This is a genomic window from uncultured Shewanella sp. (assembly GCF_947501665.1).
Lineage (GTDB): Bacteria > Pseudomonadota > Gammaproteobacteria > Enterobacterales > Shewanellaceae > Shewanella.
In genome coordinates, this window is sequence record NZ_CANMWS010000012.1 from 26,284 (window position 1) to 39,190 (window position 12,907).

Genomic DNA, 12,907 nt, shown 5'->3' on the forward strand with positions numbered 1-12,907 from the left:
CTTAGATTGGTATAACATGGCAGCTTAACATGAGTCCAATCTATTAAGTTAACGGCAGTTGATCTTTTTAGAAATGATTTCTATGGCACAAAGGCTGTCTTCATTCTTTTACAAGTAAAATCCACTAATAGTGTTTTACTCTTTGTTGTAGCCCTCTTTATTAAAAAGGGCTGAGCAGACTAGGGCCTGTTTATCTTTTCTTTACGCTCTCACTACCGGCTATTGCTATAACTGAATGTAAATATTGACATTCACTTCGATTAACGACCAATAAATGACTGTCCTTTTCAAACCCAATTAAATGCACTTTTCCAGCCCTTTCATATAAAAAATGCATTAACTGACGATGAGTTTGATAAACAACATATACATCATTACCTGACACTAATACTTGTTGAGGATCGGCGTTCAAAATCGCCACTTCTCCTTCTAAATAACGCCCAGTATTTTCTGTTATCTTCAATCCATAATAAGTGTTATTTCGACTGAACTGCAAATCAACACATTCTGTTGTTAACGGCCTTTTTTCTATACTCTCTTCTAACCAATCATGCTCTGGGCCTGAATCCTGACAACCAATAATCGCAAGCATATTTGAACGCTCAGGCAACGTATTGACCTCATAACCAAAAGCCAATGCTTCAGGACTTAGCTGTAATAATTTAGCTAATTTAACCCCAGTAATAAAATCGATACCTGATGTATGGCCATTTTCAAATAACGATAAACCTCCAGGACTCAATCCGACTTCCTTTGCCACATATTTAGCTTGATAACCTAGTTGAATGCGCTTTTGTTTAACCCGTTTACCTAATGCTTGCATGGCATTTCCTATAAATATGCAAAAATAACACTTAAAAAACCAAATTTTATGTCGCGCCATTCATGCCAATAATATTAAACACACTTTTTATCATTTAAAATCAATTAGTTAAACCAAATCAAGAGGAGTGGAACTTGTCTCTATTTTTGGACCTGCACATTTAACATCAATTTAGTATAAAAAACTTTTTGCTTATTAAAGCTAACATATGCTAGTTTACAGCCTAAATTTAGAATGACAAATTTATTATACTAAATTTATCCAGGGGAGATAAGCTCACTTTAAGGGATCCACAAGGAGAGTGCTAAAAAGCCCATAAGTGAGTGTAGAATGAAATAGCATTGTATTTTTCATTCTAATACCAATGTTGGTATTACTAGGTAGACGGGGCACATTGCCCCGCGCCTATATCCTAGCGTAAACAACCACCAAGGATGACACAATGAGAATATTGAACCCATTCCAATTATCACCACTTGTCGCTTTAATTAATATTAAAACGTTAGGAAAAAGAGAAGATGCCGTCATAGCCTCTATCGGTTGTGTTGTTGTCAATGTTGTCGAATCCAACATTGTCGATGAATATTATATTCGCTGCCAAACCGAACTTCAGGCCCACCGTACAACAGATAAAATTTGTCATCACTTTTGGCAACAACAACGCATGACCAATCCAGCATCATGGCAAGAATTATTTGCACCTAGTATTCCACGGCGGCCCTTAAAAGGGGCCTTAGAAGATTTATCACACTTTATTAGTCAGCAATTTCCAACCAATAGCATCATACAATTAATGGGTAATAATGCAGAGTTTGATAATGCCATTTTGACACAAGCATATGAACAGGCAGGCTTAACAGCACCAATATTTAAGTATGAAAATCAATCATTAGCCACTATGAGCTGGCTATCAAAAATGATATTTGGTTATGATCCTAATAACATTCTGCCTTTTATTGGAACAAAACACCACGCACTTCACGATGCTCAACATCAAGCCAAAGTATTATTAGCTATCATGGATAAACTCTTTATGTGTACAGCCGATCACCTTGAAGCAGACATAGCTTAAATTTAAAATGAAAATCGATCCTCAACTGTTTTCCAACATACTCAATTTAGGCCATTTATTAGATCATTATCAAATGGCCCTAAAAGAGCTCCAGCTCACAACCACTATCAACGCGCAAACCACACAGCTTAAAGTCTGTAAAACAATTTTTGTAGACATGCAATTAGCGTTGAAAAAAGTAAAAATATCCCAGGCAAGCGCTCAAGTTCACCCATTAGCCTCAGAGTTACTCGAGCGAATCAATAAACTAGAACATCACATGAATAAAATTCAAATGTTAATTAATAACTAAAAATAAATTAGAAACAATTGAATAAAAGCAAGCATTATTGAGGAGTTTAATGTTAATTTCAGCAGCACTGATATTACAACCTTCCTTTACTTGTCCTGCCATTTTTTTTCTTCCATACTCATTAATGACGTATTTTTATAACTGGCTTAAATGACGTCATATTAGTCAATATCTAGCGAGTCTACTTGCATAATAGAGGTATCTTTCATGATGCACCATTCACTCTATTTTATCCTTATTGATGTCGATGCCATTCAATGCAAGACAATATTCGTTGATCAGCACAACACAACTTTAGGGGAAGGTATATCAGGGGCTATCAATCCTATAGTTGACGATAAAGAGGTAGAAAATATCATTGAACAAATCACTCTTTTATCATTAAAGCAAGAAAACACGCTACAACTCACCTTGAATATCATCATAAATGCATTAAGAATAAAGGTGCTTCATTATCATCCACACGTTATCAATTTCTCTCACCCTTTCTTATATTCTTATCTTACAACTTATCTGCATATTGTTTGTATTAATGCACACAATAATCACGATCAGATAGCAAACATCATTGTTACTGACAGTTACAGCTTTTTTGTATATCAACAACAAAAAATCGAATTAAGGGATATCACTTTCTCAACACAGATAAAGTCAGTTGTACTTGGCAAGGATTAAAGCGACTTTTTAGGACTGAAAACAGACTTAATCAATGTTAAAAAATATTTGAGGACAATCTATGACCGCTTGCAAGATGGAATTAGAAACAAAACAAACATCTGACCTTATTGAAAATCAATTAAAGACAAACTTACCCATTGTCACAAGAATAGGGACAAAACTCAGACAAATTAATCCCAGTGTCGTTGTTTTTATTGGCCGTGGCTCTTCAGATCATGCAGGTGTCTTTGGGAAATATTTAATTGAAATTGAAGCAGGCATTCCTGTCAGTCTTTCTTCACCTTCTGTATCCAGTATTTACCTTAAAAAGATGCATTTCAAAAACGCCGTTGTCATTGTCATTTCTCAATCCGGACGAAGCCCTGACATACTCACTCAAGTGAGAATGGCCCGCACCCATGGTGCTTATACCATTGCCATTATCAATGATGAAACCTCTCCTATAGCCAATTTAGTTGATGAGGTACTCCCTATTCGAGCCAACAAGGAAATTGCTGTTGTGGCAACAAAAAGTTACTTGTGTACACTAACGGCCCTTATTCAGCTAACAGCCCAATGGACAAAAAATAACGTTTTACTTCAAGAGCTTACTAAACTCCCAATGGCATTAAATAAAATTAACGCCCAAAAACCGCTACTTAAACCTTCTGATTTACAAACCTTATCAAGCTTAGTCATTTTAGGAAGAGGATTTGGTTTTGCCATCGCTAAAGAAATGGCACTCAAACTAAAAGAAGTATATAGCATTCATGCTGAAGCCTTTAGCAGCGCTGAATTTCTTCATGGTCCCATCGCACTCATTCAACATGAAGTTGTATTATTGGATATAGGTGTGCAAGATGAAAGCCTCAGCGTACACCAAGTTAGAATAAAAGAATTAGAAGAAAAAAATACCAACATACTGCATTTATCACCATTAGGTGACCATATTCACCCTAGATTATCTCCTCTATTGATCATGCAGCGATTTTACCTCGATATTGCTCAAGCGGCTGTCAAACTTGGATTTAATCCTGATGCACCTGAAGGGCTCAAAAAAATTACGAGAACATTATGACCATCGTAAACTCTTTAAGTAACTCACACCATCTTGACGGCTAAACACTTTATCAAATCCCCTTTTTGAAAAACCTCTTCTCTTAATTGAAATAGGCGCTCAAAATGCCACTTGAAAACATACCTCTTATTTTAAGATGGTTAGGTATATCGCTAAATCACAATAAAATTCACAGTACGCGCATTACGACAATAAAATTAGCTTTACAACACCACATTGACCTTAAGAAACCGACAGAAACTAACTAAAAAATGTAACCGCTTTTAGCCAATCATAGATAAATCATTGTCCATCAGCCACAGTGAATTTCTGCTGATGCCCATCCCATTCGCTTCGATTTTAGTTGTATGACTATCAACAGCTGTTTCTACATTCGTCATCCTAGCAGCTACATTATCTATAACCGTCGTTTTTGTTTGAACATCCGTCAATGTTTCACCTATATTTGTAACCGTCGTTCCCAATTTGGTGGCCGTATTTTCTATTCTATTCACTCAGCCAGTGATATCATCACCAACAATATTCACCTTTCTTTGCAATGCATGAAGTTGAGACAATGTCGCTTTGGTCTCATCGGCTGTCACTTCTTCTTTTTCACCAAACAACGCCTTACGCTTAAATGCTGTCTCTTTATCTTCAAATTTTACATGCACTCTTTCAAAAGTATAATTATTGGCTAATAATGAAAGAGTATTTTTCGATGCAATGCTCGTATCCAATTTAGCCCCAACTGTCAGGCCAACAGAGCTGCCTAATTTCATATTCGTATATGCACCAATGGTATTTGACCAAGATGCCCCCAATACCAACTTAAAACTATTTTCAGCAATCGGTTTATACCCCAGAAAATCGAATTCATGTTTAACATTCATTTTCCCTTCGAGTTTATTTATATCAATAGGCTTAGACTTTGGCTTTTCACCTGTTGCCGTATTTGCTGTTGCACCCACCATGACTCACCTCTTAAAAGTACGATTTTAAAATGATCAACAAAATAACAATAAAACGTCAACTCAAATGGATATAAAACTTATAAAATTAGATATTTACAACAACACCCAATGTTATAGATTAAGAATGAAATCGATTAAGTTTTGTTATATCCATAATTCAATTTTTTCGGATCACGATCACAAGGGTATTTAAGACTTCATGGAAAGACTTTCATAAATTAAAAAAATAATGAGATATTTTTAATTTTGTAACTACAACTTATTCAGAAACATATATAAAAATACACCCAAATAATTGAAATTGACATTAACTAGAGTAAACACTTTACTTATTACACAATCAACAAAGAACCAATCAAAACTGACATAAGTTTACAAAGAGAAAAATATAACAAAGAATAGAAAACTACCTGCCCCCAAAATAATAGCAAAAGTATTATCGTTGAAATAAAGTTAAACACATTCCTTCTATTCGGACTAATGCCACCATCACAAAAGCCAATCTCAAAGCAATTTACGCCAATAAAATAGCATAAGGTAAAGTTAAGTCTGATATAAAAATAAAATGAGGAAACATCTCGAGTGCCAATGATGAATAAACCTTGTCCACTCACTATTGGCGCTTATGATTACATTACAACAAGATTATTTTAAGCGGGACCTCAATAACGTGGAAGGTAGCTTGATGTCATCAATGACGCAGACTTTTGAAACGTTTTTTAGTTTAGATATAGGTGAGAATATCGATATTTTGTCTTCTACTCATATTATCCTGCTGTACATAGCCTACTATTCAAGTCAACATTCCATCTTGGTATTGACAATATATTTAACCTAAACTCGGGATAATGAGTGTCTAGTTTAAACCAGATGATATTAAAAATCAATGAATTAAATTGATTTCTTGTTTTTATTTATGTCATTTTTTGCTAAATGTCGATATCAAGGCGGGATTTCGTGTCTAATAGCCCGCTATGAGTAGAAAGCACAACACAGATAGGGGCCAAAATAGCGATATTTAATGGTGCTGCTTAACCCGAGTTCAGGTTATTTAGGCATTAAGCCAAATTTGCCAATAATAGGCTTATTGTTAACTCATTATCAGCAAATGGATTGTTGATCCTCTTGAACACTCCTTATTTCGAGTTCAGATTAATTACCCAATAATATTAATGCCATTATCTTAAATCTTAGTACTTCCAGACTCTATTTCACTGGGAAAATCCGCCATACACGTCCCCGCAGTCGCCATTTTAGTGAAATTTATTATAACAATAAATCAGAACTATATTAGCTCAGCATTGTCATTCCAGCATCAACAATATTGATCCCACTCGCTGCAATTGAGGCTTCATGATCTGCGAGATAAGCCCCTGCTTTCGTAATTTTAGCCTCCGCTGTATCCATTCTAGCCACAACATCATCTATAGCCGTTGTTTTGGTTTGAACATCTGTCAGTGTTTCTCCTATATTTGTAACAGTAGTCCCCAATTTTGTAGCCGTATTCTCGATCCTATTCACTCTTCCTGTAATATCATCACCGACAATATTTACCTTTGTTTGTAAAGCTCTTAACTGAGACAGTGTTGCTTTTGTCTCTTCAGCAGTCACTTCTTTCTTGGTAGCAAACACAGTACTGCGCTTAAAAGACACCTCTTTCTTGCTGAAAGATACTCTCGTTTTTTCTAAACTATAATTATTGCACAAAAGTGATATGCTGTTTTTTGAAGCTATGGTCGTATCAAACTTCACACCTATCGTCAAAGAAACTGAGGTTGCCAACTTCATATTATTATAGGCTCCTACTGTCGTAGAAGTACTCACCCCTAATGTAAATGAAAATTTATTATTTACAATCACATTCAAGCCAGTATTCAAAAAATTTCTTTGTCTAGTTTGCTGATTAAGGGCAACGGGTGAGTTAATATTTTTTTGAGTATCCTCTTTATCTCTTGCCTCTTTATCATCTGCTTTCTGTTGATCAATTGCAGCCTGATCCGCTGCGGCTTGATCCTCTACGGCCTGATCAGCTGCCGCTTGCTCAGCTTCTGCCAATTTAGCTTCTAAATAAGCCACTCTCTCTTCTAACGTCTGAGTTGTATCTGCTGTTTCAGTCATTACCTTCCCCCCAAAAACTGCTTTCATTAAAAAATAAAAATCAATGGAAATCTACCAAAGTAATATGACGACCAATCACTCAAACAACACAATATATAAAGTAATTAACCCCGTTCCAAAGCGGCCTCATTATTGAAGTAGTGGTAGACCTTTTATTAAAATAATTAAACCTACATAACCAAATCTATATCAATAAAATAAATTTAATGCGATTAATCTAAAACTACAATACTTTATTGCATATAAATTCAAACAATTATAAAGCAAAAACAAAACAAAGGTAAAAACAAGAAGAAAAAGAAAATAAAAAACAATCATTTATTTAAAAACAGATGATTATTATCTGCTTTTGTTATAATAACACCCTATAACAAATGATAATAAAACAATTAAAATTAATTAACATCAATGTTTTGGCTTTATTTTTAAACACCACAATTAAATCAAGGCATATAAAAACTAAAAAAATTAAAAATACAGAACAAACCAACAGTAAAGCATCAAAAATAAGTTAAATATAAAAAATACACCCATAAAAATAAATAAAAATACCTAAGTCATTTTGTATAACTTAGGTATTCGCAGCTTTATCTACACTTATTATTTTAAGCCATTCAACTAATTCACTTTATGTAACTTTCGCTCTTTAGTACTCCAATTAAGATGATACTTCTCACCTATCGGTGCATCAATCCTTTCAAAAGTATGGGCCCCAAAGAAATCACGTTGACCTTGTAATAAATTCGCTGGTAACACCGCACTTCGATAACCATCATAATAAGCCAATGCTGAACTAATACAAGGAGCAGGAATCCCCTTTAACACAGCATAAGACACGGCTTGGCGCCAATCACTTTGCTTTTCAGACAAAGCGATACTGAATGTCTCCGCCATTAATAGGTTTTCCAGCTCACGATCAGATGACATTTGATAAGCTTGGGTAATTGACTGCAAAAATGTCGCTCGAATAATACAACCTGCTCGCCAAATTTTTGCAATTTGTGCAAAATCGAGCTGCCAACCTTGCTCTTTGCCTGCCATCGCCATCAATTGAAAGCCTTGCGCATAACTAGAAACCTTCGCGCAATAGAGGGCATTTTCTAACTGATCAATAAAGGTCGACGCCTCAGTATGATCAATACGTCCTTTTTTCACCGTATTTGGGCCAGATAAAAGAGTACTGAGTGTCACTCTTTGTGTCTTTTGGGTACTTAAGGCTCTCGCATACACAGCTTCAGCAATGGTGGGAGCAGGACAGCCAATTTGCAAACTACTGACCGCTGTCCACAAACCCGTCCCTTTTTGGCCCGCTTTGTCTAAAATCATCTCAACTAAAGGCTGGGACGTGACAGGATCGTCTTGTTTCAAAATATCGGCACTGATCTCCATCAAGTAACTATTAAGACTACTCTTATTCCAACGTTCGAAAATGGCAGAAATTTCAATAGCCTGTAAGCCTAACCCTTCACTCAATAAATGATATGCCTCACAAATAAGCTGCATATCCGCATATTCAATGCCATTGTGCACCATTTTAACATAATGCCCTGATCCCGCAGGGCCAATATAGCTGGTACAAGCTTCTCCCTCAGTGACCGTTTGACCAGGCACAGTACGCTCAATAGGTAATCCCGTTTTGGCATCGACCTTAGCGGCAATCGCTTCCCATATAGGTTGAATGCGCTGCCAAGCTTTTACATCACCACTGGGCATTAAGGAAGGACCAAAGCGTGCTCCCACTTCTCCACCGGAAACCGCGCAACTAAAAAAAGTAAACTGGTGTCGATACTGCTCTTCTCTCGCAATGGTATCTGTCCACAAACTGTTGCCAGTATCAATAACAATATCATCTTGCTCAATGCCCGCCTCTATCAGTGCCTGACACACACCATCTACAGCCCCACCAGCAGGTACAGATAAAACGATAATCCGAGGTTTTTCAAGTTCAGTTAACATTTCAGATACGTTATCACAGCCTTTCACGCCCAAGGTTCTATTTAATCCCACTTCCTTTTGAGCTTGCTTAATCAGCCCAGAGACTTTTAATGCATCAAGATCAAAGGCAGACACTCGATAATGATTGTCTGCAATATTTAATGCTAAATTTTTCCCCATTACTCCTAAGCCAATAACGCCAATATCATAAAACTCGGTTTGCATGTTCATGTGTATTTGATCCCAAAGATCTTAATTTAAATCTCAACGATTAATCGGTTATTTGCTCCTGAGTATATACCTAAGCTAGACGTAAAAGCGAACATTTCATACCCGCTTTATACTGTTAATCAAACAATCAAAGTAAAACACAAACAACTTTAATAACATATACATAAACCAAAGCACCACAAATTAAAACAAAAAAACAACAAACATCTTTTGACTTAAGAAACAATTATTACCCCTTGTCTAACATGCTCTCTGGCAAGGGCGCTTTACATTCAAGGATGCTGATAAAAGTTGCCTCAAGCTTTACCTTTACGTAAACTTCATATATCTTGAAATTAAAGTGATCCTTAGGGCATTATGTATGGCCAATAATCAACACTCATCCATGACTTATTCTATCAGTGATTTATCAAAAGAATTTGATATCACCACCCGCAGTATTCGTTTTTATGAAGATCAAGGGTTACTCAAACCTAAGCGTCGCGGACAGACTCGCATTTACAGCTTAAAGGATAAAGTCAGATTAAAACTCATTTTAAGAGGAAAGCGCTTAGGTTTCTCTCTTGCTGAAACACGTCGATTATTTGAGCTTTACGATGCAGACAAAAATAGCAGTACGCAGTTACATACCATGCTCGATCTTGTTGAAGAAAAAAAACGTGCACTCCAACAACAAATGGATGATATCAAAGTAGTATTAATGGAATTAAATTCTGCAGAGCAACAATGCCGCGCCGCCCTAGAACAGCAAGAATAGCACTCACTGATGGGGCTATTCACGTTTTATGCCATCACACTCATTTAATAATAATAACTAGATTATCAGGATAATACACTCATGAGCCAACTATACTCCACTTTAAACTTCGGTCTCGGCGAAGAGGTTGATATGTTACGCGACGCCGTTCAAAGCTTCGCGGCAAATGAGATTGCCCCCATCGCAGAAAAAACCGACGTTGATAATGCCTTTCCTAATTCACTGTGGCCCGTATTAGGTGAAATGGGATTACTTGGGGTAACCGTACCAGAGTCATTTGGTGGGGCCGATATGGGGTACTTGGCACATGTTGTAGCCATGGAGGAAATCTCACGAGCTTCGGCTTCCATCGGTCTAAGTTATGGCGCTCACTCTAATTTATGTGTCAACCAAATTAACCGTAATGGCAACGATGCACAAAAAGCAAAATACTTACCAAAACTCGTTAGCGGTGAACATATTGGTGCCCTCGCCATGAGTGAACCAAACGCTGGTTCAGATGTGGTTTCAATGAAACTCCATGCCCGTAAAGAAGGCGACCGCTATATTCTTAATGGAAATAAAATGTGGATCACCAACGGTCCAGATGCCCATACGTATGTCATTTACGCCAAAACAGATTTAGACAAAGGGGCCCATGGCATCACCGCCTTTATTGTCGAGCGAGGTTATAAAGGTTTCACCCAAGCTCAAAAACTCGACAAACTTGGTATGCGCGGTTCTAATACCTGTGAGCTGGTATTTGTTGATTGTGAAGTGCCAGAAGAGAATATTCTAGGCGGACTGAATAATGGCGTTAAAGTCTTGATGAGCGGCCTCGATTATGAGCGTGTCGTACTCGCAGGTGGGCCCCTTGGGATCATGACAGCTTGTATGGACATTGTCGTGCCTTACATCCATGAACGTGAACAGTTTGGCAAATCAATTGGTGAGTTCCAGTTAGTGCAAGGTAAACTAGCCGATATGTATACTGGTATGAATGCCGCTAAATCCTATGTCTATAATGTTGCTCGAGCATGCGATCGCGGTGAAGCTACTCGTAAAGATGCCGCAGGGGCCATTTTATATGCTGCCGAATTCGCCACCAAAATGGCACTCGACGCCATCCAATTATTAGGTGGCAACGGCTATGTCAACGAATATGCCACGGGTCGATTACTACGTGATGCAAAATTATACGAAATCGGTGCAGGTACATCTGAAATCAGACGTATGTTGATTGGTCGTGAACTCTTCACAGAATCAAAATAATGCTCGAGGTGAAAATACCCCTTCAGAGACAACCGAAGTAACGCTCGAGGTTGGAACTCATTTTTCTTGAGCCTATTGTATATCCATTCCATAGGCTCACAGTACTAAAAGGATGTAAACCGTGACGCAGATCAGCAGCCGCATTAACACTCGCAGTGATGAGTTTAAGGCCAAATATGATGATATGCTTGCGCTAGTGCAAGATCTGAAACGCAAGTTAGCCGACATAGAACAAGGTGGAGGGCCTGCTGCCCTTGAACGCCACCTCTCCAGGGGCAAACTTTTACCCCGTCAACGTCTTGAAAAATTACTTGACCCTAGTTCACCTTTTTTAGAGTTATCGCAATTTGCGGCCTTTAATATGTATGGTGAATCGGTGCCCGCTGCTGGGATCATTGCCGGTATTGGGCGTGTGAGTGGCGTGGAGTGCATGATTATTGTCAACGATGCAACGGTCAAAGGCGGTACCTACTACCCCATTACAGTCAAAAAACACATTAGAGCGCAAGAAATTGCTGAGCGCTGCCAATTGCCTTGCCTCTATTTAGTCGACTCAGGCGGGGCAAACTTACCGAGACAAGATGAAGTCTTTCCCGATAGAGATCATTTCGGGCGTATTTTTTACAATCAAGCGCAAATGTCTGCCAAAGGGATCCCTCAAATTGCCGTGGTCATGGGATTATGTACCGCAGGCGGCGCTTATGTACCTGCGATGGCAGATGAGTCGATTATCGTAAAAGAACAAGGCACTATTTTTCTGGCAGGCCCCCCCTTAGTGAAAGCGGCCACAGGAGAAGAAGTCTCAGCCGAAGAGCTTGGTGGCGCGGATGTGCATACCAAAATATCTGGCGTTGCTGATCACCTCGCCCAAAATGACGAGCATGCACTTGAACTTGCCCGTCAAAGTATCACACGCTTAAACCATAATAAGCCCATTACGAGTCAATTAAGCGCCACTCGCGCACCACAATATGATCCCCATGAACTTTATGGCATTGTGGGTACCGATCTCAAAAAACCCTTTGACATTAAAGAAGTCATTGCCCGTATCGTGGATAATTCAGACTTTGATGAATTTAAAGCCAATTACGGTAGCACCTTAGTCTGCGGTTTTGCTCATATTCATGGTTATCCAGTGGGCATAGTGGCCAACAATGGTATTTTATTTTCAGAATCCGCCCAAAAAGGCGCCCATTTTATTGAACTGTGTTGTCAACGAAAAATTCCCCTTTTATTCTTACAAAATATCACCGGTTTCATGGTCGGTAAAAAATATGAGCATGAAGGTATTGCTAAACACGGCGCTAAAATGGTCACTGCTGTCTCTTGTGCCAATGTGCCTAAATTTACCGTGATTGTCGGTGGCAGCTATGGCGCAGGAAATTACGGCATGTGCGGCCGTGCATTTAACCCTACTATGATGTGGATGTGGCCAAATGCCCGCATTTCTGTCATGGGTGGCGAACAAGCAGCTGGCGTACTGGCCACTGTTCGCCGTGATGGATTGGCTCGTAAAGGGGTCAACTGGAGCGCTCAAGAAGAGCAAGATTTTAGGGCACCCATTGTTGAGCAATATGACAAAGAAGGTCACCCTTATCATGCCAGTGCGCGTCTCTGGGATGACGGGATTATAGATCCGGCACAAACGCGAGATGTCGTGGGCCTTGCGTTATCTGCAGCCCTCAATGCCCCCATTGAAGACACGCGATTTGGTGTGTTTCGCATGTAAAGCATGCTCCC

Annotated in this window: 12 protein-coding genes; 7 read left to right on the forward strand and 5 right to left on the reverse strand. The window is 38.5% G+C overall.

The features are described 5' to 3' along the window. Positions 1-190 precede the first annotated feature (190 nt). On the reverse strand, positions 191-823 hold the full coding sequence (locus tag Q0976_RS10645) for a helix-turn-helix transcriptional regulator (RefSeq protein ID WP_299493777.1): 633 nt from the start codon (positions 821-823) through the stop codon (positions 191-193). Positions 824-1,265: 442 nt separating this feature from the next. Between Q0976_RS10645 and Q0976_RS10650 the strand changes: the two genes are divergently transcribed. From Q0976_RS10650 to nagB-II, 4 genes are all read left to right on the forward strand, one after another. After that, on the forward strand, positions 1,266-1,895 hold the full coding sequence (locus Q0976_RS10650; protein ID WP_299493779.1) for a 3'-5' exonuclease: 630 nt from the start codon (positions 1,266-1,268) through the stop codon (positions 1,893-1,895). Between the two features lie 7 nt (positions 1,896-1,902). After that, positions 1,903-2,187 carry a hypothetical protein gene (locus Q0976_RS10655; protein WP_299493781.1) on the forward strand — a complete coding sequence of 95 codons (285 nt, stop codon included), beginning with the start codon at positions 1,903-1,905 and terminating at the stop codon, positions 2,185-2,187. A 207-nt stretch (positions 2,188-2,394) separates the two neighbouring features. Then, complete coding sequence (locus Q0976_RS10660; RefSeq protein WP_299493782.1) at positions 2,395-2,862, forward strand: hypothetical protein; 468 nt, start codon at positions 2,395-2,397, stop codon at positions 2,860-2,862. 61 nt (positions 2,863-2,923) lie between these two features. Beyond that, positions 2,924-3,922 carry a glucosamine-6-phosphate deaminase NagB-II gene (gene nagB-II / locus Q0976_RS10665; RefSeq protein ID WP_299493784.1) on the forward strand — a complete coding sequence of 333 codons (999 nt, stop codon included), beginning with the start codon at positions 2,924-2,926 and terminating at the stop codon, positions 3,920-3,922. Positions 3,923-4,185: 263 nt separating this feature from the next. Here the strand turns inward: nagB-II and Q0976_RS10670 are convergent, their stop codons facing one another. The 4 genes from Q0976_RS10670 to gndA form a co-directional block, all read right to left on the reverse strand. Continuing rightward, on the reverse strand, positions 4,186-4,416 hold the full coding sequence (locus Q0976_RS10670; protein WP_299493786.1) for a hypothetical protein: 231 nt from the start codon (positions 4,414-4,416) through the stop codon (positions 4,186-4,188). Next, a complete protein-coding gene (locus tag Q0976_RS10675; protein ID WP_299493788.1) occupies positions 4,417-4,875 on the reverse strand; it encodes a hypothetical protein in 459 nt (152 codons plus the stop codon). It abuts the gene before it with no gap. 1,290 nt (positions 4,876-6,165) lie between these two features. Further along, positions 6,166-6,993, reverse strand: a complete 828-nt coding sequence (locus Q0976_RS10680) for a hypothetical protein (protein ID WP_299493791.1) — start codon at positions 6,991-6,993, stop codon at positions 6,166-6,168. 618 nt (positions 6,994-7,611) lie between these two features. Continuing rightward, positions 7,612-9,159, reverse strand: a complete 1,548-nt coding sequence (gene gndA / locus Q0976_RS10685; RefSeq protein WP_299493794.1) for an NADP-dependent phosphogluconate dehydrogenase — start codon at positions 9,157-9,159, stop codon at positions 7,612-7,614. A 361-nt stretch (positions 9,160-9,520) separates the two neighbouring features. Between gndA and Q0976_RS10690 the strand changes: the two genes are divergently transcribed. The 3 genes from Q0976_RS10690 (at position 9,521) to Q0976_RS10700 (ending at position 12,896) form a co-directional block, all read left to right on the forward strand. After that, positions 9,521-9,916 carry a MerR family DNA-binding transcriptional regulator gene (locus Q0976_RS10690; protein WP_299493796.1) on the forward strand — a complete coding sequence of 132 codons (396 nt, stop codon included), beginning with the start codon at positions 9,521-9,523 and terminating at the stop codon, positions 9,914-9,916. A gap of 81 nt (positions 9,917-9,997) precedes the next feature. Next, a complete protein-coding gene (locus Q0976_RS10695; protein ID WP_299493798.1) occupies positions 9,998-11,167 on the forward strand; it encodes an isovaleryl-CoA dehydrogenase in 1,170 nt (389 codons plus the stop codon). A gap of 121 nt (positions 11,168-11,288) precedes the next feature. Then, complete coding sequence (locus Q0976_RS10700; RefSeq protein WP_299493800.1) at positions 11,289-12,896, forward strand: carboxyl transferase domain-containing protein; 1,608 nt, start codon at positions 11,289-11,291, stop codon at positions 12,894-12,896. The last annotated feature ends 11 nt before the right edge of the window (positions 12,897-12,907 follow it).